Raw genomic sequence first — 22,997 nt, forward strand, 5'->3', positions numbered from 1 at the left:
CACCCCATGGCATGGAGCAAGATGGTGTGGCAGGACCCCTTCCTGCTGGAACAACAGTTGAACGAAGAGCAGCGACTGGTGCAGGACACTGCCCGGGCCTACGCCCAGGAGCGCCTGGCCCCCCGGGTGCGTCAGGCCTATCGGGAGGAGCACACCGACCCGGCCATCTTCCGCGAGATGGGGGAGCTGGGGCTGCTGGGCGCCACCCTGGCGGAGTACGGCGCCGGGGTGGATTACATCAGCTACGGCCTCATCGCCCGGGAGATCGAGCGGGTGGACTCCGGCTTTCGCTCCATGATGAGCGTGCAATCCTCGTTGGTGATGTACCCCATCCACGCCTTCGGCAGCGACGAGCAGAAGGCGCGCTACCTGCCCGGACTGGCCAGTGGCGAGCTGATTGGCGCCTTTGGCCTGACCGAGCCCAACCACGGCTCGGATCCCGGCGGCATGGCCACACGGGCCCGCAAGACCGACAACGGCTATCGGCTTAGCGGCAGCAAAACCTGGATCACCAACAGCCCCATCGCCGACGTGTTTGTGGTGTGGGCCAAGACCGACGATGACGCCATCCGCGGCTTTATTCTGGAGCGGGGCATGGCGGGCCTCTCCGCCCCCAAGATCGACGGCAAACTGGCCCTGCGCAGCTCGGTGACCGGCGAAATTGTAATGGATGAGGTGGCCGTGACCGAGGCGCAGATGCTGCCCAAGGTGGTCGGGCTCAAGGGGCCCTTCAGCTGCCTCAACAACGCCCGCTATGGCATCGCCTGGGGGGCCATGGGGGCGGCGGAGGCTTGCTGGCACACCGCCCGGGACTACGTCATGGAGCGCAGTCAGTTTGGGCGCCCCCTAGCCGCCACCCAATTGGTGCAAACCAAGCTGGCCAACATGCAGACCGAGATCGCCCTGGGGCTGCAGGGGGCGCTGCGGGCGGGCCAGATGTTCGATGGCGACGGCATCAGCCCGGATCTCATCTCCATGATGAAGCGCAACAACTGCGGCAAGGCGCTGGAGATCGCCCGAGTGGCCCGGGACATGCTCGGCGGCAACGGGATCTCCGACGAGTTTCCGGTGATGCGCCACCTGTGCAACCTGGAGGTGGTGAACACCTACGAGGGCACCTACGACATCCATGGGCTGATCCTGGGCCGGGCCCAGACCGGCCTGGCGGCGTTTTAAGGGGGCGCTATGGGGGCGTTAACCGGAATTCGGGTGCTGGATCTCTCCCGGGTGTTGGCGGGGCCCTGGGCCGGTCAACTGCTGGCGGATCTCGGCGCCGAGGTGATCAAGGTGGAGCGGCCGGGGCGGGGGGACGACACCCGCCAGTGGGGGCCCCCCTTTGTCACCGACCCGCAGGGGCAGCCCACCGACACCTCCGCCTACTTTGCCTGCGCCAACCGGGGCAAGCGTTCGGTGTGCCTGGATCTGAAGCGCGAGGCGGACCAGGCCCGCTGTCGTGAGCTGGCCCGGGAGTGCGACGTGGTGATCGAGAACTTCAAGGTGGGGGACGCGGCGCGACTGGGGCTGGATTACCCTCGGCTCAGTGCCGATAACCCTGGCCTTATCCACTGCGCCATCACCGGGTTCGGCCAGACCGGGCCCTATTGCCATCGCCCCGGTTACGACCTGTTGGTGCAGGCCATGGGGGGACTGATGAGCATCACCGGGGCGCCGGAGGGCGGCGCCCAGAAGGTGGGGGTGGCGCTGACCGACATCATGACCGGGCTCTATGCCACCGTGGGGATCCTGTCGGCGCTCCACGAGCGGGCCCACTCCGGTCTGGGGCAGAGCATCGATCTGGCACTGCTGGATGTGACCGTCGCGACCCTGGCCAACCAGGCCAGCAACGCCCTGGTGGGGGGGCTGAACCCGGGCCGCATGGGCAACGCCCACCCCAACATCGTCCCCTACCAGAGCTTTGTCTGTGCCGACGGCGAACTGGTGCTGGCGGTAGGCAACGACGCCCAGTTTGCCCGATTGTGCGAGGTGATGGGGCAGGGGGGCTGGGCGACGGACGGCCGCTTTGCCACCAACGCCGCCCGGGTGGCCCACCGGGACGAGCTGGTGCCGGCCCTGGCGCGATGCTTTCTCGACCACCCCCGGTCCCACTGGCTGGCCCGGCTGGCCGAGGTGGGGATCCCCGCCGGGCCCATCAACTCGGTGGCCGAGGCGCTGGCGGATCCCCAGGTCCTGGCCCGGGAGATGGTGGTGGCCCTGACCCAGGAGGGCGGGGCCCAGGTCAAGGTGGCGGGCAACCCCATCAAGCTCTCCCGCACCCCGGTCGAGTACCTGAGCGCGCCACCGGCCCTGGGGGCGGATCAGCAGCGGGTGCTGGGCACAAAAAAGCCCGCCTGAGGGCGGGCAAATACAACAAGGACACGTGACGAACCGGGTCAGAGCTCAATCCAGGTGCTTTTGAGCTCCGTGTACTTCTCCATGGCGTGCAGGGATTTGTCGCGGCCGTTACCGGATTGCTTGTAACCGCCGAAGGGCATGGTCATGTCGCCACCATCCCAGTTGTTGACGAACACGGTGCCGGCCCGCAGGGCCCGGCTGCCGCGGATGGCGTTGGCGATGTTGCCGGTCCACAGCCCGGCGGCCAGACCGTAATCGCTGTCGTTGGCGATGCGGATCGCCTCCTCCAGGCCGTCGAAGCCGATGACCGACAGCACCGGGCCGAAGATCTCCTCCCGGGCCAGGGTGTGCTCCGGGGTCATGTCCGACAGGATAGTGGGGGGGATAAAGAGGCCAGGGCCCTCACCCTTGGGCGGCCCGCCGGCCAGCAGGGTCGCCCCCTCGGACAGCCCCAGGTCGATGTATTGGCACACCCGGTCGTACTGCATCCGGTCCACCATGGCCCCCATGGGGGTGTCAGGGTGCAGCGGGTCGGAGGGCTGCCACTGGGCAAGCTGGGCCACCAGCTTATCGAGAAACGCCCCCTTGATGGCGTTGTCCACCAGCAGCCGGGAGCCGGCGGTGCACACCTCCCCCTGGTTGTAACAGATGGCGGCGGCGGCGGTGGCGGCGGCCTTGTCCAAGTCCTCGCAGTCGGCGCAGACGATGTGGGCGCTCTTGCCGCCGCACTCCATAAAGGCCCGCTTCATGTTGCTCTTGCCGGCGCACTCCAGCAGGTGTTTGCCCACCGCGGTGGAGCCGGTGAAGGTGATGCAGTCCACATCCATATGCATCGCCAGGGCCTCGCCGACGGTGTGGCCGAAGCCGGGCAGCACATTGAACACCCCGTCCGGCAGGCCAGCCTGTTTCGCCAGCTCCGCCAGCTTGAGGGCGGAGAGGGGGGATTTTTCCGAGGGTTTGAGGATGACGGAGTTGCCGGTGGCCAGGGCCGGGCCCAGTTTCCAGGCGGCCATCACCAGGGGGAAGTTCCAGGGCACGATGGCGGCCACCACCCCTAAAGGCTCCCGGGTGATCAGCGCCAGGGCGTCGTCGCCCACGGGGGCCACCTCGTCGTAGAGTTTGTCGACGGCCTCGGCGTGCCAGGCGATGGCCCGGGCGGTGGCCGGGGCGTCGTAGCTGAGCGCATCGCGAATGGGCTTGCCCATGTCCAGGCTCTCCAGCAGCGCCAGTTCGTCCCGGTGGGCCTCGATAAGCTCGGCAAATTTGAGCAGCACCGCCTTGCGCGCCGCCGGGGCCTGGCCGGCCCAGCGTCTGTCTTCGAAGGCGTTGCGGGCGGCGGCCACCGCCGCATCGGCATCGGCCACACCACAGCTGGCCACGGTGGTCAGCACATCGCCGGTGGCGGGGTTGATACTCTCAAAGGTTTCGCCGCTGGCGGCGTCGACAAAGCGGCCGTCGATAAAGGCCTGGCTCGGTAGGGTCAGGGACTGGGCACGCTGGTGCCAGAGGGTGGTGTCCGTCATGGGTTGGCTCCATGCCATTAGGGCTCAATGGTTTAAACATATTAAACATTGAGCCCCATATCAACGGAACTGGTCAATAAAATAAACGCCTGGTCAGAAGGTGGCGGGGGTGTTGGCCGACACCAGCACCAGGGGCTCGTCCCCCAGCACCCGGAAACGGTGGGGGCGCTGGCTGTCAAAGTAGTAACCGTCCCCGGGGCCCAGTTCGCTGACGTCGTTGCCCACGGTCAGCTCCAGTCGTCCGGAGATCACCACGCCGCACTCTTCGCCGTCGTGGGTCAGCATCTCGGCGCCGGTGTCGCTGCCTGGCTGCAGGGTTTCGTGCAGCATGCCGATGGCGCGATCGCGGATGCTGTGGCCCACCAGTTTGTAACGGATCCCCTCGGAGCCGATGTCCGGCATCTCGTCGGCGGTGAACACCACCTGGCGGGGCTGGCGCTCTTCGGTGTCGAAGAAGTTGGTCAGGGAGATGGGGATCCCTTCGAGGATCTTTTTCAGCGAGGCCACCGAGGGGCTGACGCTGTTTTTCTCCACTTGGGAGATAAAGCCGTTTGTCACTCCGGTGCGTTTGGCCAACTCACGCTGTGACAACCCGGCTTGGGTACGTAATTGGCGCAGTCGGCTTCCGATATCCATAGGTGGTGTGCTGCCTCTTGGTTTATTTCGCCCTTGGCAAGACGAAGTGTTTAGTATTATCCTGCGAATTGTTAAGTATCATATAACGGGTGGCGGTCGTTGAAAACCGTTACGCTCAAGACGCAGGAGGCGTCTTTTTTCACGCCAAGCCCGTTTAATATTTGCAACGCAGTGCGGTTAAGTTAAACGTCTCAGGAGGAGCCATGGCTCAGAACACCATTGCAAAGGGCCCCGGGGATCTCGCCCCGTTCTGGATGCCTTTCACCGCGAACAAGCAGTTCAAGGCCAACCCCCGGCTGCTGAAATCCGCCAAGGGGATGCATTACCAGAGCGTGGATGACCGCCCCATCCTGGACGGCACCGCCGGTCTGTGGTGCTGCAACGCCGGCCATGGAAGGACCAAGATCACCGAAGCGGTGCAGCGTCAGATCGAAGAGCTGGATTTTGCCCCAACTTTCCAGATGGGTCACCCCTTACCCTTTGAATTTGCCAAACGATTATCTGAAATGACCCCCCCGGGCCTCGACCGGGTGTTCTTCACCAACTCCGGCTCCGAGTCCGCCGACACCGCGCTGAAGATCGCCCTGCAGTACCACCGTCTGCGCGGCGAGGGGCAGCGCACCCGCTTTATCGGGCGCGAAAAGGGCTACCACGGGGTGGGTTTTGGCGGGATCTCCGTCGGTGGCCTGGGCAACAACCGCAAGGGCTTTGGCCCGCTGCTGCCGGGGGTGGATCATCTGCCGCACACCCTCAATATTGAGCGCAACGCCTTCACCCGGGGCCTGCCGGAGGCAGACATGAGCCTGGCTGACCGTCTGGAGGAGATCGTTGCCCTGCACGGGGCCGACACCATCGCCGCAGTGATCGTCGAGCCGATGGCGGGCAGCGCCGGGGTGATCCTGCCCCCCAAGGGCTATCTGCAGCGGCTGCGGGAGATCTGCACACGCCATGGGATCCTGCTGATCTTCGATGAGGTGATCACCGGCTTTGGCCGCCTGGGCAGCCCCTTCGCGTCCCAGGAGTTCGACGTCATTCCCGACATCCTCACCAGTGCCAAGGGCCTGACCAACGGCGCCATCCCCATGGGGGCGGTGTTTGTCCAGAACGCCATCTACGACCAGTTTATGGGGGCCGGTGGGCCGGCCATCGAGCTGTTCCACGGCTACACCTACTCCGGCCACCCGGTGGCCGCCGCCGCCGGCCTGGCCACCCTGGAGATCTACCAGTCCGAGGGGCTGCTGACCCGGGCCGCCGAGCTGGCCGGCCACTGGGAGGACGCCCTGCACAGCCTCAAGGAGCTCAACCACATCATCGACATCCGCAATTACGGCCTGGTGGGCGCCATCGAGCTGCAGTCGCGGCCGGGCGCGCCGGGAGCGCGGGCCTTCGACGTCTTCACCAAGGCGTTCGAGATGGGGGCCCTTATCCGGGTGACCGGCGACGTCATCGCCCTGTCACCGCCGCTCATCATCGAGCGGGATCAAATCGACCAACTGGTCCGCATCGTCGCGGACGCCATCAGCGCAACGGAATAGGGAGCAGCAGCGTGCAACGTATCGACAACTTCATCGCCGGTCAGAGTGTGGCCAGTCAAAGTGGACGCAGCAGCCGGGTGATGAACCCGGCCACCGGCGAGGCGATTGCCGAGGTGGGCCTCTCCACCGCCGCGGAGGTGAACGAGGCCGTGGCCATCGCCAAAAGCGCCCAGGAGGCCTGGGCGGCGGTGACGCCCCTGAATCGCGCCCGCATCCTGTTTCGCTTCAAGACGCTGGTGGAGGCTCATAAGGACGAGCTGGCGGCCCTCATCACCACCGAGCACGGCAAGGTCTACTCCGACGCCCACGGCGAGCTGGTGCGGGGGTTGGAAGTGGTGGAGTTTGCCTGCGGGATCCCCCACCTGCTTAAGGGGGAGCACAGCCAGAACGTCGGCACCTCGGTGGACAGCTTCTCGGTGATGCAGCCGGTGGGGGTGTGCACCGGGATCACCCCGTTCAACTTCCCCGCCATGGTGGCGATGTGGATGTTCCCGGTGGCCCTGGCCTGCGGCAACAGCTTTATCCTCAAGCCCTCGGAGAAGGATCCCAGCTTGTCCCTGCGCCTGGCGCAGCTACTTAAGGACGCGGGCCTGCCCGATGGGGTGTTCAACGTGGTGCAGGGGGACAAGACGTCGGTAGATGCACTCATCACCCACCCGGACGTGGCGGCGGTGAGCTTTGTCGGCTCCACCCCCATCGCTGAGTACATCTACAGCACCGCCAGTGCCAAGGGCAAACGGGTCCAGGCCCTGGGCGGGGCCAAGAACCACCTGCTGGTGATGCCCGATGCGGACCTGGATGGCGTCACCGGTGCCCTGATGGGCGCCGCCTACGGCGCCGCCGGGGAACGCTGTATGGCGATCTCCGTGGCGGTGGTGGTGGGCGATGACGCCGCCGATCGCCTGGTGGCGGAGCTGGCCCCCAAGGTGGCGGCCCTGCGGGTCGGCTCGGGCCTGGCGGCGCTGGATGGCGACGGACCGGAGAACGAGATGGGGCCGGTGATCAGCGAGGCGCACCGGGCCACCATCATCGACTATATCGACAGCGGCGTGGCCGCCGGTGCCGAGCTGGTGGTGGACGGCCGGGCGCTGGCCTCCCAGGGGCCGGGCTACTTCCTCGGCGGCAGCCTGTTTGACCGGGTGACCCCCCAGATGCGCATCTACCGGGAGGAGATCTTCGGTCCGGTGCTGGCGGTGGTGCGGGTGCCGGATTACGAGACCGGCTTGAAGCTCATCAACGAGCACGAGTATGGTAACGGGACGGCCATCTTTACCCAGAACGGGGAGGTGGCGCGGGACTTCGGTCACCGGGTGCAGGCCGGCATGGTGGGGGTCAATGTGCCCATTCCGGTACCCATGGCCTTCCACAGCTTCGGCGGCTGGAAACGCTCGGTGTTCGGCCCGCTGAACATGCACGGCCCGGACGGGGTGCGCTTCTACACCAAGATGAAGACCATCACCGCCCGCTGGCCGAAGAGTCACGGGGCCGAGTTTGTGATGCCCACCATGAAGTAAGGATGAGAGTGATGGTGATAGGGATCCTGGATTGCGACAAGGTCGATCCCGCGCTGGCGGTGGATTACGGCCAGTACGGCGAGATGTTTGAGGCGGGCTTTAACCGGGTGCGGCCCGGCACCACTTGCCGCCTCTATGACGCCCAGGGCGATGCCCTGCCTGAGGTGACCGAGTGCGACGCCTGGGTGATCTCCGGCAGCCGTCACAGCGCCTACGAGCCGCTCGAATGGATCCAGCGCCTGTCGGCCTGGGTGCCTCAGGCGATGGCGGCCGATCGGCCCATCGCCGGGATCTGCTTCGGTCACCAGTTGCTGGCCCAGGCCCTGGGGGGGCAGGTGGCCAAGGCGACCCAGGGGTGGGGCATGGGGCCCTACGAAACCCGGGTGGTGAGTCCGGCGCCCTGGTTCCCGGCGGGCATCGATCGCTGGTTCCTGCTCTCCTCCCACCAGGACCAGGTGCAGACCCTGCCGGCGGGGGCCACCCTGCTGGCGAGCAGCGACTTCTGTCCGAACTACAGCTTTGTCATTGAGGACAAGGTGTTCACCGTCCAGGGCCACCCGGAGTTCCCGGTGGGCTACAACCGGGCCCTGGCGGACAAGCGCCGGGCGCAGATCGGTGAGGCGGTGTACCGGCAGGCCCAGGCCGGTTTTGCCCGACCGGTGGACTCCGACCGCTTCCTGGCCAGCATCCTGGACTTTCTCCAGCGTCGCTACTGACCGAGCGTTGCCATAAAAAAGGCCCCAAGTGGGGCCTTTTTTGTTGGGTGTCTGGGGGCACTCAGGCGCCTGCCAGGGGCCCTGGCTCCGCGGTAAAGACGGTTTTGACGTGCCGACTGCGCAGCAGGTAGAGCCCCAGCCAGAAGCTGGCCAGCAGGGTGAGACCCGGGGCCCAGTGGAACTGACCCTGCACCCCGACCAGGGCTTTGAGTTGGAGTCCCAGTTGCAGTGCCCAACTGGCCAGAAGCAGGGGCCGTCCTCGATGCCACAGGGCCGGGCCCAGGCGGCCCTGGTGGCGGTGGCCGCTGGCCAGCAGCAGGGCCAGGGCCGGCAAGCCCAGCAGCAACCCCAGATAGAAATCCTGCCGGTCCGGGTAGAACAGGGCCAGCAGATCCGCGCCACTTTGCCGGCTGGCGGCACCCAAGGCAAACAGCAGCCAGGTCTTGGCGCACAGCAGCATGGTGAGCAGCAGCCAGGGGCCAGGCTTAAGCTGGCCGTGGCGATCGAAGTGATCGAAGGTGTACTGGGGCATGGTCGAGTCCATCCGGGGCGATGTTGTTCAGATGGGGACGCTAAGACCGCTATTCAACCTCGGCGGTGGGGCGGTAGTCGCGAATGCGCACCGTCAGCCAGGGGATCCCCAGACGGCTGGCCTCCAGGCGCACCAGCACGCCCCCCAGCTCCGGGGCAAACCAGAATTGGGCCACACGGGCTTCATTGGGGTGGTCCTGGATGAACTTGTGGGTGGTCAAGGTTCCCAGGGCTGTCTCCAGTGCCTCCTCACCCTGGTACTCGAACAGGTAATCCCGGGTCTCATCGCCCCAGGTGTAGGAGAGGCGCACATCCTCCCGGGCCTGGGCCAGGGTCATCAGCATCTGGGCCGGCTCCCACTGGGCGCGGGGAAAATCGTCGCTGTCCGGCAGGGTTTCGCCGTTCTGGATCACCACGTAGCGCTGGGCGGGACCGAGCTCGCCGGTCAGGTGGCGATCCTTGAACCAGCCGTCGAAGTGGGTCTGGTAGGGGCCGGGCTGCAGCTGGCCTTCCAGCCAGCTGAACTGGCTCTGGTGCTGGATGTTCTGGCCCAGCACGCAGATCTTGCCGCTGGCCCGATAGCGGTACTGGTCCGGTGCGCTCTGGCTGAGGCTCAGGCGGCCCGAGCCGCAGGGGATCCCACTGGTGTAGGCCTTGTAGCGGGCCTCGAAGGTCTCGGGGGCCGCCAGCAGGGGCGCGCTGAACAGCAGCGGGATCAGTAAGCGGTACATCGTCGGGCTCCAGGGAGTGGGGCGCTAAGCCTACCTCCTGGCCCGGGTCTCAGTCCACCCTGGGGTGCAGTTGCAGGTGGCTAAGAGCGGTATCGATGGCGCCCCGAACCTGCTGCTGCATCGCTTCGAGCTCGTCCGCCGAGGCGTAGCCGGTCATGTCCACCTGGAAGCGGATGTAGCGGGCGGGCAGCTGGTTGAGAGCCAGGCAGGCGAGATCCGTCAGCTGGTCTTCGTTCAGTTCGAAGTGCAGCTCGGCATCCAGGATGGCTTGGCGGACCAGGGTTTCGTAGTGGTTGCGAATGTCCAGTTCCATGGCAGTGTCCTTCCTCGGGTCAGTCGCTCTCTTCCAGGGCGTCGCGCGCCGCCAGAAACAGCTGCTGGTGGCGGGGCACCAAGTGCTGATGATCCTTAGCATAGCCGCCCCCGATCACCGCGGCTACCGGTATTTGCTGCGCACGGCAGTGAGCCATTACCGCTCTATCTCGCTGATAAATCCCCTGTTCTGATAGGTCCAGGTAGCCCAGGGCATCCGCCTGGTGGACATCCACTCCGGCATCATAGAGCACCAGATCCGGGCGGTAGAGGTTCAGCAGCCAGGGCAGCACGGAGTTGACCGTGGCCAGGTACTGGGCGTCGTCCAAGCGGTTCTCCAGGGGGATGTCCACGTCCGATTGGGCCTTGCGGGCGGGAAAGTTGCGCTCGCAATGCAGCGAGCAGCTGATCAGGGCATCGTCGTCCTGGCACAGGGTGGCGGTTCCGTCTCCCTGATGGACGTCGCAATCGAAGATCAGCACCCGGGAGACCGCGCCGCTGTCCAGCAGCGTCCGGCCGGCCAGCACCAGGTCATTGAACACGCAAAAACCGCTGCCAAAGTCGTAGTGAGCGTGGTGGTAGCCGCCGCTGGGCTTTGCCATCCAGGGTGCCTTCGGCGAAACGCGCCACGTAGTCGGGGCAGTGTACCCGGGCCACCTGGTCCAGGGTCAGTGCCTTGGGGGCATGGCAACGTTCGGGGGTGAGCAGGCCATCGGCCATCAGCCGCTGGTGCAGCAGACGGTACTTGTGGATGGGAAAGCGGTGGTTGGTCGGCAGGGGCAGGGCCGAGTAGATGGGGTGATAGACGCCGTGCAACATGATAAACGCCGGGCCGCCTGTCGGCGGCCCGGTCCGAGTTACAGCTGTTGGACCGCCCAGCTCATAAAGGCTTTGCGGGTCTGCTCGTCCGCCTGGTTCCACCAGTACTTGAGCATCTCCTCCGCCTGGCTGGCGCTTTGTCCCGCTGCCGGGGCGGCCTGGGGGGCAGCTTGGGCCGGCTCGGCGGCAGGGCTGGTCGGTGCGGCGGCCGCGGCCGCGGCGGTGCCGGTCGCGGTGGCCGCCAGGGCCGCCTCTTCGGCGCTGGGGGCGGTGGGGGCGTCACCCAGCAACTTGTCGACGATGGTGGACTCATCGGACTGGGTCAGCTGCACGCTGTAGCTGACCTGGCTACCGTCGCTGGCGCTGATCACCACCTTGGGGTCTTTGGCATAGGCCTCGGCGGTCTTGATGTCGAGAATGCGACGGTCAGGGTTCAGGCGGTAATCCACCCCGGGGGCCACCTGCAGGGTGACCACGAAGGGGGAGGAGGAGATGCGACGGTGGCCATCGCCCACGCTTTCCGGCACCAAATCTTTGTACTGCAGGGCGATCTTCCGCTGCCCCGGGGCCAGTTCCAGCTCAGACTTGTGGCTGAACAGGGAGCTGGACACCTTGGTGCCGTCCAGGGCGACAAACTCAAACTCCATGGGGATGGTCAGGTTTTCCGCCCAGGACAGGGGGCTGACCAATAGGGCGAGGCTCAGGGCCATGGCCTTTTTCATTGCGTTCTCCTCTAGCACAATCAGCGCCCCGGCTTCTCCAGCTGCGCGATGCGCTGCTCGATGTAGGACATTGCCTGGCGGCAACGACCTAACCGCTTGTGAGTTGCCAGGATCTCATTCTGCAGTGTGATTTTCTCGCTGCCGTGATGCAAGTCCAGGCGCTGTTCCAGTTCACGAATTTTCTGTTCCAGCCGCGACTCCCAGTTCTGATGCTTGCGCAGCTCTTCGTACAGCTGGTGGCTGGAGCGCATCACCGTCTGGGCGATCCAGTGGTACTCGCTCTTCCCCTGGGCCCGCTTGCGTCGGCGTACGCTGGCCTGCTGGCCCCGCTTGATGGTGGCGGTGTTGGTCAGCGCCTGGCTCAGGGCCGCAAAGCGGTTGGCAAAACGCTGACACACCAGCTCCAGGGCATCGGGGCGGGCCCCCAGCTGCTCCAGCTGGCCGATCTGGTTCAAGTCCTGGTGCAGCACCTTGAGGCAGCCGGCCAGGGTGGCACCTTGCTGTTCAAACAGCTGGTCGTGGAAATGGCTGGTGTTGGCCAGCCACTTCTTGTCGGAATCGCTCAGCCGGGCGTCGTGTTCGCGCACCAGGGCTTCGAGGCGGGCCAGCTGGCCCTGCAGGCGGGTCACCAGGGGAGAGCTCATAGCCAGGCCTTCCATGCCAGGTTGGCGGCGATGATCATCACCATGGTGATGAACACCGGCCGGATAAAGCGGCCGCCGAAGCGGATGGCGGAGTGGGCGCCGATCCAGGCGCCGGCCATCAGCGACAACCCCATGGCGATGCCGATGCCAAAATGCACGTGGCCCAGGCCGATAAAGAAGCCCAGGGAGGTGGCGTTGCTGACGAAGTTCATGCTGCGGGCGAGGCCGGAGGAGAGCAGGATGTTCATCCGGTAGAGCACCATGGAGGAGGCTGTCCAGAAGGCGCCGGTGCCCGGGCCGGCAAAGCCGTCGTAGAAACCGATGCTCAGCCCCTGGCTCCACTGGCGACGGTACAGGCTTTTGGAAACGGCCGGCAGCTGGTGCTGCTCCTCCTTGGGGGCATTACTCAGCAGCGAATGGACGGCGATGGCCAGGATCAGCAGAGGCAGGGCCCGCTCCAGCCAGGTGACGCTGATGGCGTCCACCGCCAGGGTGCCCACGGCGGCACCGATAAAGGTGCCCCAGAAACTGCGCTGCCAGAAGTTGGGATCAAACAGCTTCTTGCGATAGAAGGTCCAGCTGGCGGTGGCGGAGCCAAAGGTGGCCGCCAATTTGTTGGTGCCCAGGGTCAGGTGGGGCGGCAGGCCGGCGGTGAGCAGCGCCGGGATGGTCAACAGGCCCCCGCCGCCGGCAATGGCGTCCACAAAGCCGGCGACAAAGGCCACCGCGGCCAGCATCGCCAGCAGGTCGAGATCCAGCGCGAGCTCCAAGAGGGGTCTCCTTAGTGCGCCGCGTCAGTGTTCGATGTGGCGGCGATAGGGGGGCAGCGAGTTGAGCAGGGCGGTGCCGTACTGCTTGCTGACCAGGCGTCGGTCGAGGATGGTGATCCTGCCATAATCCTGTTCGTTGCGCAGCAGCCGGCCGCAGGCCTGGACCAGTTTTTTCGCCGCGTCCGGCACCGCCAGCTGCAGGAAGGGGTTGCCCCCCTTGGCCTTAATGTACTCGGCGTGGGCCTGGTCCACCGGCGAGGTGGGCACGGCGAAGGGCAGCCGGGTGATGATGAGGTTGGTCAGGTAGTCGCCGGGCAGGTCCAGTCCCTCGGAGAAGCTGCCGGTGCCGAACAGGATGGAGGGCTTGCCGGCGTCGACGCGGGCCTTGTGCTCGCGGATCAGCTCCTGGCGAGGGGCCTCCCCCTGCACCAGCACCGGCAGCCGCTTGAAGCGGCGTAGGGACTCGGCCACCGACTCCATCTGGCGATAGGAGGTGAACAGCACCAGGCTGGCCATCTCCTCCTCCAGCAGCTGGGGAATTTTCTGGTTGAGGGCGTCACCGAAGCCGTCGTGGGTCGGCTCCACCGGCATCTTGGGCAGGAACAGGGTGGCGTTGTCCTGGTAGTTGAAGGGGGAGGGCAGGTTGATAAAGCGGGTGCCGTCGTCGGCCCGCAGCCCCACCTGGTGACGGTAGTGGTCGAAGTTGCCCAGGGCCATCAGGGTGGCGGAGAGCAGGGCCACGCCGGCGGCCTTGGTCCACAGCATCTCCTCCAGCATAAAGCCGATCTCGATGGGGGAGGCGCTGAACAGGTAGTCCTCCCGCTTGCCCTCGAGCTTGTCCATCCAGCGGGCCTGGGGGGCGCCATTCTCCGGCACCGGCCGGGCCAGCATCTGCCACAGGGCGTTCTGGTTCTCCAGCCGCTGTAGGGCAAAACCCAGATCCGCCACCATGGGCTCCGCCTTGTGGCCCTTGAGATCCCCCTCCTTGATCGCCTCCATCAGCATCTGCTGCAGCTTGCTCAGGCGCTTGAGGGCGCCCTTGCTGGTGCCCCCCAGGTTCTCTGCCAGGGTGACCAGCACCGGGGGCAGCACGCCCCCCTCGAAGCGGTGGCGGCGGTCGGCGTTGTCGAACAAGAAGGCGTTGCTGTCGCAGAAGCTTTGCAGCTGACCGAGCTGTTCGCTCAGGGCGTCCACGTCCTCGGACAGCTCGGAGGCGGTGATGGCCGCCTTGTCGCTGGCCAGCTCCCGGGCCAGCTTGTGGGCCAGTTTCTCCAGCTTGCCCAAGGCCTCCACCGAGCCTTTGACGGTGGCGCTGGCGGCGGAGAAGTCCCGGGCCACCTGGGGCAGGTGGTGGGCCTCGTCCAGCACGTAGTACATGCTGTCCGGGTCCGGCAGGATCTTACCCCCGCCCAGCTCCAGATCCGCCAGCAGCAGGCTGTGGTTGACGATCAGCACATCCCAGCTGTCCATCTTCTCCCGGCTCTTATGGAAGGGGCAGTCACGATGGGCCGCCAGTTGGCGGTTGCAGCTGTGCTTGTCCGAGGCGATTTGGCTCCACAGGTGATCCGGCACCGGCTCCGGCACCGAGTCCACCTCGCCGTCCCACTGGCCCTCGTGGTAGGCCTGGTGCAGCCGCTTGAGCAGGGCCACATCCCCCTCGGCGGGCTTGCTCTCCCACAGCGCCTGCTGGTTGTCCGGCACCTCACCGGCCAGCAGCTCCAGCTTGGAGAGGCAGACGTAGCGTTGACGCCCCTTGGCCAGGCCGAAGCGAAACTCCAGCCCACTGTGGCGCTGCAGCAGGGGCAGATCCTTGTTCACCAGCTGCTCCTGAAGTGCCACGGTGGCGGTGGAGATGCACACCTTCTTGCCCTGGGCCAGGGCCAGGGGCAGGGCCCCCAGGGCGTAGGCCAGGGACTTGCCGGTGCCGGTACCGGCCTGCACCACCACGATGCGCCGCTGCTTGTTGTAGGTGCCCGCCAGGGTCTTGGCGATCTCCGCCACCAGGTAGTTCTGCTCTTTTCGACGTACGAAATTGGGGATCGCCTCGGCCAGGTTGTTGTAGGCCTTGCGGGTGGCGGTTTTGACTTTGTCGCTGAGCATAGAGGCGGGACGTTCCAAAGCTGGGCAGGAGAAATGGCTGTACAGAATACCAGTATCCACCGGGAAATGCGCCGACAATCCGACCGTTTTGCACCCCGCCGGAGCGGGGCCGTCTTGTGCTGACAGGGCGCCCTGCCCGACAATAAGGGCCATGGAAACTCCTCATATCTCCACCGGCTGGCTACTCAGCCGGGAGCAGCGTCCCAGCGAGGGCGGCGCCGAGCTGGTGTACTGGCTGTCCACCGACACCGGCCCCCAGTGCCTGGTGGTGCCGGCACAGCCCTACCAGGCGTTCATTCCCGACACCGAACAGGACCAGTGGCGACAGTGGCTGGGAAACCAGCGAGGCTGGCGTTTGGCGTCCGTTCCGGCCCGGGACTTTGCCCTGAGCCCGGTGCTGGCGCTCTATGTCACCGAGCACCGCCTGTGGCAGGCGGTAAAAAGCCAGGCGCAGCAGCCGGGCTGGACGCTGTTGGAGGGGGACATCCGTCCCTGCGACCGCTACCTGATGGAGCGCTTTGTCCGCGGGGCCCTGGCGGCCAAGGTCTCGGACCATCGCATCCTGGCGGCCAAGCCCGCCCAGCCATCTCATGCGCCCAGCCTGGTCTCCCTGGACATCGAGTGCAGCCGCCACGGCGTGCTCTATTCCATCGGACTTTACAGCGACCGGGACCGGCGGGTGTTTATGGTGGGGCCGCCCCAGGCGGGTCCGGATTACCTGACCTTTGTTGAGGATGAGACCGCCCTGTTGCGCGCCATGCTGGACTGGTTCGAACGGGTGGACCCGGATGTCATCATCGGCTGGTCGGTGATCCAGTTTGACCTGGCGCTGCTGCAGAAGCGGGCGCAGCACTGCGGCGTGCGCCTGGCCCTGGGGCGCGACGGCAGTGAGCCGCGTTGGCGGGAGCAGGCCGGTCCCGGGCGGGAGTGCGCCATCGCCGGTCGGGCGGTGCTGGATGGCATCGAGTGGCTGAGAGCGGCGTTTTACCACTTCGAGAGCTTTGCCCTGGATGCGGTGGCCCAGGCGCTTTTGGGGGAGGGCAAGGCCTGCGACGACGTCAAGGGGCGCCTGGCGGAGATTGAGCACAACTTCCAGCACGACAAGCCGGCGCTGGCCCACTACAACCTCAAGGATTGCGAACTGGTGTGGCGGATATTCGAGCACACCGAACTGTTGGAGTTTGCCCTGGCCCGCAGCCAGATGACCGGGTTGGAGCTGGACCGCACCGGCGGCTCGGTGGCGGCCTTCACCTTCCGCTATCTGCCACTTCTGCACCGCAACGGCTTTGTCGCGCCCAACCTGGACAGTCACGACATCCCCCCCAGCCCCGGTGGCTACGTGATGGACTCAGTGCCGGGGCTCTATCGCAATGTGCTGGTGCTCGATTTCAAAAGCCTCTACCCCTCCATCATCCGCTCCTACCTGATTGACCCCATGGGGATGGTGACCGGCATGGCGGAGGTCGACTCGGCATTGACGGTGGAGGGCTACCGCGGTGCCCGTTTCCATCGCCAGCATCATCGTCTGCCGGGGATCATCGCCGAGTTGGCGGCGCAGCGGGAGGAGGCCAAGCGGCAGAAGGACGCGCCCCTCTCCCAGGCGATAAAGATTCTGATGAACTCCTTTTACGGCGTGCTGGGGGCGGCGGGGTGTCGCTTCCACGACCCGCGTCTGGCCTCCTCCATTACCCTGCGGGGCCACGACATCATGAAGACCACCCGAAGCTGGATAGAGGACGCGGGCCACCGGGTGATCTACGGCGACACCGACTCCACCTTTGTTCACGTTGGGGATCACCTGAGTCATGCCCAGTGCGACGAGATTGGCCGTGCCCTGGTGACCATGGTGAATCGCCGCTGGCGGGACGCTTTGACGGCACTGGGGCTCGACAGTGCCCTGGAGCTGGAGTTTGAAACCCATTTTCACCACTTTTTTATGCCCACCATCCGTGGCTCCAGCGAAGGCTCCAAGAAACGCTACGTCGGGGCGGTGGAGGGGGAGGAGGGCCTGACGCTCACCTTTAAGGGGATGGAGACGGTGCGCAGTGACTGGACCCCTCTGGCCCGGGAGTTTCAACAGCGGCTCTACCAGGCCTGGTTCGAAGGGCGTCCGGTCAAGGGGCTGGTGCGGGACTGGATCACCCGCACCCGGTCCGGGGAGGTGGACGCACTGCTGGTGTACAGCAAGCGACTTCGTCGTGATCTGGACGATTATCACGCCAACGCCCCCCACGTTCAGGCCGCCCGGGAGGCGAATCGGTTACAAAGTGATACTCGTTACCGTAAAGGCAGCAGAATTCGCTACCTGATCGCAAAAAATGGGCCGGTTCCCGCTGGGATTGGCGACGTTTCCATCGACTATGAACATTATGTTGAGAAACAGCTAAGGCCCATCGCAGAGCCGGTTCTGGCCATGTTGAATCTGGAGTTCTCGGACCTGGACGGAACCCAAATGGGGCTCTTTTAAATGTTAAAAAATGGTGAAAAATATGCCAAAAAAGAGGATCTCAGGCGAATAAAGTGTGATTAAAGGTAAGTATTGGTCAGTAATGTTGCTCATTACCTGGAAAGTGTGATCTTGGTCTCTTTTGGCCTCTCGGGGCCTCTGCTACTGTCCTAGCCCGTCAGCGGACGAACTACAAAGTTCCCACGGAATGTATGGGGAACACCAAATGAATTTAAGACGCTTGATTGGTTAGGCAAATCCATGAAAAAGACTCTGCTTGCTGCTGCTATCCCGGCACTGATGTTCGCCAACAGTGCTTCCGCTGTTGAACTGTACAACGACGGCGTAAACTCCGTTTCCATGGGTGGTCACCTGACTGTCGAACTGACCGACAAGTCCGGTGAGACCCAGGTTGGTGCGAACTCCCCGCGCATCAACTTCTCCTTCAACCGCGACCTGGGCAACGGCTACAAGCTGGACAGCCGCATCGAGATGGGCATGAGCAACTTCGTCACCAGCGGCGAAAGCTTCTCCACTCGTCTGGGTTACATCGGTATCGGCCACGACGACTACGGTCGCATCTCTGCCGGTAAGCAGTGGTCCGTATACTTCGACGTGACTTCCGCCACCGACCAGCCGATCGCTTGGGGTTCCGACTCCCTGTTCACCTACGCCAACGGCACCGACGGTGGCAAGCTGGGCCTGGGCCGTGCTGACCAATCCGTTCAGTACCGCAACGGTTTCTCCCTGGGCAACGCTGGCGACCTGAACTTCGGCCTGCAGTGGCAGGGCACCACCGAGCAGTACGACGATCGCTACTCCGCGTCCGTAACTTACGGCATCGCTGGTGTTAAGCTGGGCTACGCCTACAGCGGCGGCGACGTAGACTACACCGCAACCGGTCAAGGCATCCTGGACGCCAACGTTCACGCCTTCTCCGCTTCCTACGGTAACTACGGCAAAGGCCTGTACCTGGCCGGTTCTTACGCCATGTCCGAGAACCTGCAGGAGTCCCAGAACGTTGGTGGCGCTGCTCTGATCGCTGAAGAAGCCAACGGTTACGAAGCCCTGGCCGCCTACGGCATGCAGAACGGTCTGAACCTGTACGTGCTGTACCAAGGTATCGAAGACGACACCAACAGCATCACCATCCAGGAGTACACCAACTTCGGTGCCGAGTACAACCTGACTCCGAACACCGTTGTATACGGCGCTTACAAGGTTGACCACGGTTCCGACATCCGTGACACCGACGACGCCTTCGCTGTAGGTGTTCGTATCTACCTGTAATCGATTCCTCGATTGCCCAAAAGCCACCGCATTGCGGTGGCTTTTTTGTTTTCCCTCCTGTCCGCGCGAGTTTCGATTCTTTGACTAGACTCAGGCCATATCCCACTGAGTTTTATGAAGGATCATCCTATGCGCCGCGCCCTTGCCCTGCCGATCATGTGCCTTGCACTGCCCGCCTCGGCCATCAGTCTGTACGACGACAACATCAACCGTTTCGACGTTGGGGGCCACCTGGGCGTCAACCTGGTGCAGATCGATGGCGACACCGAGCTGCTGGACAGCTCTTCACGAATTCGCTTTGCCTACCAGCGCGCCGTCACCCAGGAGTGGACTGCGGAAGCGCTGATGGAGTGGGGCTTTAACGCCATCGACTCCGGCAGCCAGCTGACCTTGAACGGCGACTCACTGCAATCGGCTCGCGAGGGCGACTTCCTGTTCAACCGCCTGGGCTTTTTGGCCTTTGGCCACGACACCTGGGGTCGGCTCTCCGCCGGTAAGCAGTGGTCGGTCTATTACGATGTGGCCGCCCCCACCGACAACTTCATCATGACCGGTGGCCTGGCGTCCGGAACCTACAATTTCGGCTCCGATGGCGGTCTTTCCGGCACCGGGCGGGCCGACAGCGCCCTGCAGTACCGCAACGAATGGGGTGGCTTCAAGCTGGGGCTGCAGTACCAGGCCCGCACCAAGGGACAGGTGGGGATCCTGGCACCGCCGGAGTGCGAGGAGGACGATCCGCCGCCGGAGTGCGTGATCTTCGAGGACGTGGACATCGAGTACGACGACAGTTTCGGCGGCTCATTGCGCTACCAGTGGCGTCAGCTGACCTTTGGCGCGGGCTACAACCGGGGGGACTTCGACTCGTCGTTCCGCCAACAGGAGCTGGTGAGCCAAAGGGACGAGGCGGTGATCCTGGGGATCACCTACGGCACCCTCTACCAGCCGGGCCTCTACCTGGCGGCCAACTACGCCCAGACCGAGAATCATGAGGTGGACAACCAGAACCGGGTGTTCGATGGCCAGGGTTATGAGGTCATGCTCAACTGGACCTTTGACAACGATTTGACCCTGGTGTCGGGACTCAACTGGCTCGAGTCCGATGACGCAAGTTACGAAAATGAAAACGGAATGTATCGAATGCGCCTCTATGTACTGGGTGCGCATTACGAGTGGGGCAATCTGCTTCGACTCTACTTCGAGGCCAAGTTGGATGACAGCAGCTTTGGCGCCTCTGGCGACAGTGGGGAGGATCTTTATGGTGTTGGTGCCCGATTCTTCTTCTGATCTCTGTTCAATGAAGATTTCCTGGCGATATGGACTGCCCGAACCGGGCTGAAAATGGCGGATCTGACCCCAGCGTTTCCCCTGAGTTTGGCGTGCGACTGTACAGAAAGTGTGCCGCCATAGTTATCAGTGTGTTAATTAAGGGTTGATTCGATGTTTTCGATCTGATTACATCAGTGCTGACAGATTGGGTTCCACCCAACAATAACCTTACTCCCGATGGATGTCGGGAGCAGGGAAAAACAATAAACACACTGATGTGTCCAGGGAGAAAACACATGCATAACAACAGCGTTGTGTCCAAAGCTGTTCGCTTTGCACTGATCGCCGGTGCTACCACTGCGGCCTACTCCGCGCCGGTAGCTTTTGCCGCCGAAGGTGACGAAGTCGAGCGTATTGAAGTAACCGGTTCTCGCATTAAGCGTACCGACCTTGAAACTGCCAGCCCCATCTCCGTCTTCTCCTCCGAAGACATCGCCAACTCTGGTGTGAGCACGCTGGAAGACTTCGTACAGACCATCCCGGCCATCAACGGTGGCGCGGAAGGTTCCTCTATCAACAACGGTAGCCGTGGTTACGCCACTGCTTCTCTGCGTGGTCTGGGTTCCGGTCGTACTCTGGTACTGATCAACGGCCGCCGCTTCGCTTCTGGCGACCTGAACTCCATCCCCACCGCTTACGTAGAGCGTGTGGAAGTGCTGCGTGACGGCGCCTCCACCATCTACGGCTCCGACGCCATCGCCGGGGTTATCAACTTCATCACCAAGAAAGACTTCGAAGGTGTGGAGTTCAACGCTCAGTACGACATCACCGGCGAAGGCGACGGCGACAAGACTCTGTTCTCTGTCACCACCGGTGCCTCCAACGACCGCGGTAACGTAGTACTGTCTCTGCAGTACACCGAGCGTAAAGCCATCTACCAGGGCGACCGTGAGTTCTCCGAGTGCCCCATCTTCGAGCGTGATGGCCAGAAGGTGTGTGGTGGTTCCGGTACCATCCCCTACGGTCAGTTCTTCGACCTGTCCGGCGGCCTGTCCGGCGGTCACGTTAAAGATCCCGAGACTGGCGAGATTCGTCCTTTCGACCAGGCCATCGACGGCTTTAACTACGCCACCACCTCCTACATGGTGACCCCGCAGGAAGTGTTCTCCATCAACGGTGCCGGTCGTTTCGACATCACCGACACCCTGAGCACCTTCATCGAAGGTGGTTTCACCAACCGTCAGTCCGACCAGCTGATGGCGCCGGAAGGCACCTTCTGGGGCCCGGTAATGCCCGCTTCCAACCCCTACAACGTAGTGGGTGAGGACCTGGTTGTTTACCGTCGTCTGCGTGAGACCGCCGGTCGTGCCTTTACCCAGGATTTCTCCGACTACCGTATGGTGTTCGGTTTTGACGGTGTGATTGCCGATCGCTGGGACTGGGACCTGTCCTACAACTTCGCTCGCTTCGTTGACAGCCGTCTGGACCTGGGCCGGGTTAACCCGACTCGCATCGAGACCCTGCTGGATCCCGATCTCTGTGCCGCCGATGGCGATTGCCCGGAAGTGTGGAACATCCTGGAAGCCGGTACTCTGACCGACGAGATGATCAACTACGCCTTCGTACCGAACTCCCCGGTAGTGCGCGGCGAAACCCGCCAGCTGATGGGTAACATCTCCGGTGACATGGGTCTGACCCTGCCTGGTGGTGACATCATGTGGGCCGCCGGCTTCGAGAAGCGCTGGGAAGAGTTCGAGAGCACTCCGGACGGCGCCGCCTCCATCGGCCAGATCTACTCCGTAGCGGGCGACCCGACTGCCGGTAAGTACTCCGTTGACGAAGTTTACGCCGAATTGGACTTCCCGATTCTGTCCGGCGTTTTCCTGGCTGAGTCCCTGCGCTTTACCGCTGCAGTACGTTACTCCGACTTCGACTTCCTGGACGACAGCTCCACCAACACCAAGTTTGGTCTGGAGTGGGCGCCCATCGACGGTCTGCTGCTGCGCTCCACCATTGCCGAAGGCTTCCGTGCCCCGGGCATTGGTGAGCTGTTCGCCCCGCAGGCGGAAACCAACCTGGCCTACAACGATCCCTGTGAAAACTGGGGCACCAACGCCAACGCTATCGTAGGCGCCAACTGTGCTTCCGAAGGGATCCCGGCTGACTTCGAACTGTCTTCTGACCAGTCCTCCACCATCATCGGTGGTAACCCGGACCTGGAGCCGGAAGAGTCCGACAGCTTCACCGTTGGTCTGGTGTACTCCACCGACTTCGGCTTCAGCATGAGCCTGGATTACTTCGACATTGAAATCGAGAACGGCATCGGTACTGCTGGTACCGACAACGTTGTGAACGGTTGTTACAACAGCGCCAACTTCTCCAGCGGTCTGTGTGACTTCATCCTGGGCCCCGACGCCCTGGGCGAAGCGGCCTGGCCGGAAGGTGACTTCCGTAACGCGCTGGGTAACGTTTCCGGTATCCTGCTGACCAACGCCAACCTGTCTACCTTCGAAACCTCTGGTCTCGACTTTGACTTCTCCTACACCTCCGAGCTGGGTGGTGGTGACTTCTCCGCAGTACTGAACGGTACTTACCTGGACAAGTACAACTACGTACCTTTCGAAGGCGCCGAGGAAGTTGAGCTGGCCGGTATGGTGGGTGCGGACCAGTGGGAAACCACTCTGGCCGTATTCGCCGAGTGGCGTGCCAACCTGACCCTGAACTACGCCATGGACAAGTGGGCCGTCTCCTGGCAGACCCGCTACCAGTCCGAGGGTGAGGATCTGTTCGCCTCTCCGGATAACCTGGACAACACCGCCGACTCCATCTTCTACCATGACGTGCAGGGCACCTACTTCGTGCTGGACAACACTGCTCTGACCGTTGGTGTGAAGAACCTGTTCGACGAAGAAGCGCCTTACATCTCCAACAACCAGGACATGAACACCATCCCGGCGTCTTACGACACCGCTGGTCAGTACTGGTACGCTCGTGTGAACGTGAAGTTCTAATCGAGAGAGATTGTCGAAAAAGGCCAGCCTAGTGCTGGCCTTTTTTTTGGCAGTCACAGTAGAGTAGAAAAAACGGATT

18 protein-coding genes and 1 pseudogene are annotated in these 22,997 nt (G+C 63.7%); 9 read left to right on the forward strand and 10 right to left on the reverse strand.

What is annotated here, in order from left to right; all coding sequences use genetic code 11:
• The first annotated feature begins 6 nt into the window (after nt 1–6).
• Both KUV81_RS01695 and KUV81_RS01700 read left to right on the forward strand, forming a co-directional pair.
• The gene (locus KUV81_RS01695) at nt 7–1,176 is read left to right on the forward strand and encodes an acyl-CoA dehydrogenase (protein WP_222542111.1); all 1,170 of its coding nucleotides are present in this window, start codon (nt 7–9) and stop codon (nt 1,174–1,176) included.
• Between the two features lie 9 nt (nt 1,177–1,185).
• Nucleotides 1,186–2,352: a CaiB/BaiF CoA transferase family protein gene (locus KUV81_RS01700; RefSeq protein WP_222542112.1), complete on the forward strand. Its 1,167-nt coding sequence runs from the start codon at nt 1,186–1,188 to the stop codon at nt 2,350–2,352.
• A 38-nt stretch (nt 2,353–2,390) separates the two neighbouring features.
• Here the strand turns inward: KUV81_RS01700 and KUV81_RS01705 are convergent, their stop codons facing one another.
• Nucleotides 2,391–3,875, reverse strand: a complete 1,485-nt coding sequence (locus KUV81_RS01705; RefSeq protein WP_222542113.1) for an aldehyde dehydrogenase — start codon at nt 3,873–3,875, stop codon at nt 2,391–2,393.
• 93 nt (nt 3,876–3,968) lie between these two features.
• Complete coding sequence (locus KUV81_RS01710) at nt 3,969–4,511, reverse strand: cupin domain-containing protein (RefSeq protein WP_222542114.1); 543 nt, start codon at nt 4,509–4,511, stop codon at nt 3,969–3,971.
• 203 nt (nt 4,512–4,714) lie between these two features.
• Between KUV81_RS01710 and KUV81_RS01715 the strand changes: the two genes are divergently transcribed.
• From KUV81_RS01715 to KUV81_RS01725, 3 genes are read left to right on the forward strand one after another with little or no spacing between them, the layout of a single operon-like run.
• Nucleotides 4,715–6,046, forward strand: a complete 1,332-nt coding sequence (locus tag KUV81_RS01715) for an aspartate aminotransferase family protein (protein ID WP_222542115.1) — start codon at nt 4,715–4,717, stop codon at nt 6,044–6,046.
• An 11-nt stretch (nt 6,047–6,057) separates the two neighbouring features.
• Nucleotides 6,058–7,560, forward strand: a complete 1,503-nt coding sequence (locus KUV81_RS01720; protein ID WP_222542116.1) for a CoA-acylating methylmalonate-semialdehyde dehydrogenase — start codon at nt 6,058–6,060, stop codon at nt 7,558–7,560.
• An 11-nt stretch (nt 7,561–7,571) separates the two neighbouring features.
• Nucleotides 7,572–8,276, forward strand: coding sequence for a glutamine amidotransferase-related protein (locus tag KUV81_RS01725; RefSeq protein ID WP_222542117.1), 705 nt, complete (start codon nt 7,572–7,574; stop codon nt 8,274–8,276).
• A 61-nt stretch (nt 8,277–8,337) separates the two neighbouring features.
• On the opposite strand, the gene KUV81_RS01730 is transcribed toward KUV81_RS01725, so the two are convergent.
• The 8 genes and pseudogenes from KUV81_RS01730 to dinG form a co-directional block, all read right to left on the reverse strand.
• Entirely contained in the window at nt 8,338–8,808 is a 471-nt protein-coding gene (locus KUV81_RS01730) for a DUF2919 domain-containing protein (RefSeq protein ID WP_222542118.1), read from the reverse strand.
• A 49-nt stretch (nt 8,809–8,857) separates the two neighbouring features.
• Nucleotides 8,858–9,538, reverse strand: coding sequence for a DUF3108 domain-containing protein (locus tag KUV81_RS01735; protein ID WP_222542119.1), 681 nt, complete (start codon nt 9,536–9,538; stop codon nt 8,858–8,860).
• A 49-nt stretch (nt 9,539–9,587) separates the two neighbouring features.
• Nucleotides 9,588–9,851, reverse strand: a complete 264-nt coding sequence (locus KUV81_RS01740) for a late competence development ComFB family protein (RefSeq protein WP_222542120.1) — start codon at nt 9,849–9,851, stop codon at nt 9,588–9,590.
• A 19-nt stretch (nt 9,852–9,870) separates the two neighbouring features.
• Nucleotides 9,871–10,669, reverse strand: a pseudogene (locus KUV81_RS01745) (histone deacetylase).
• A gap of 38 nt (nt 10,670–10,707) precedes the next feature.
• Entirely contained in the window at nt 10,708–11,391 is a 684-nt protein-coding gene (locus KUV81_RS01750; RefSeq protein WP_222542121.1) for a DUF2057 domain-containing protein, read from the reverse strand.
• Between the two features lie 20 nt (nt 11,392–11,411).
• Nucleotides 11,412–12,035: a primosomal replication protein gene (locus tag KUV81_RS01755; protein WP_222542122.1), complete on the reverse strand. Its 624-nt coding sequence runs from the start codon at nt 12,033–12,035 to the stop codon at nt 11,412–11,414.
• A complete protein-coding gene (locus tag KUV81_RS01760; RefSeq protein WP_222543326.1) occupies nt 12,032–12,772 on the reverse strand; it encodes a TSUP family transporter in 741 nt (246 codons plus the stop codon). Before KUV81_RS01760 ends, KUV81_RS01755 begins: the two co-directional genes overlap by 4 nt.
• Nucleotides 12,773–12,829: 57 nt before the next feature.
• Nucleotides 12,830–14,905, reverse strand: a complete 2,076-nt coding sequence (gene dinG, locus KUV81_RS01765; protein ID WP_222542123.1) for an ATP-dependent DNA helicase DinG — start codon at nt 14,903–14,905, stop codon at nt 12,830–12,832.
• A gap of 151 nt (nt 14,906–15,056) precedes the next feature.
• Between dinG and KUV81_RS01770 the strand changes: the two genes are divergently transcribed.
• From KUV81_RS01770 to KUV81_RS01785, 4 genes are all read left to right on the forward strand, one after another.
• A complete protein-coding gene (locus tag KUV81_RS01770) occupies nt 15,057–17,372 on the forward strand; it encodes a DNA polymerase II (RefSeq protein ID WP_222542124.1) in 2,316 nt (771 codons plus the stop codon).
• A 240-nt stretch (nt 17,373–17,612) separates the two neighbouring features.
• Nucleotides 17,613–18,641 carry a porin gene (locus KUV81_RS01775; protein WP_222542125.1) on the forward strand — a complete coding sequence of 343 codons (1,029 nt, stop codon included), beginning with the start codon at nt 17,613–17,615 and terminating at the stop codon, nt 18,639–18,641.
• A 129-nt stretch (nt 18,642–18,770) separates the two neighbouring features.
• The gene (locus KUV81_RS01780) at nt 18,771–19,925 is read left to right on the forward strand and encodes a porin (protein WP_222542126.1); all 1,155 of its coding nucleotides are present in this window, start codon (nt 18,771–18,773) and stop codon (nt 19,923–19,925) included.
• A 278-nt stretch (nt 19,926–20,203) separates the two neighbouring features.
• On the forward strand, nt 20,204–22,918 hold the full coding sequence (locus tag KUV81_RS01785) for a TonB-dependent receptor (RefSeq protein ID WP_222542127.1): 2,715 nt from the start codon (nt 20,204–20,206) through the stop codon (nt 22,916–22,918).
• The last annotated feature ends 79 nt before the right edge of the window (nt 22,919–22,997 follow it).

Origin of the sequence: Ferrimonas balearica (genome assembly GCF_019802085.1) — a bacterium.
Taxonomy (GTDB): Bacteria; Pseudomonadota; Gammaproteobacteria; order Enterobacterales; family Shewanellaceae; genus Ferrimonas; species Ferrimonas balearica_B.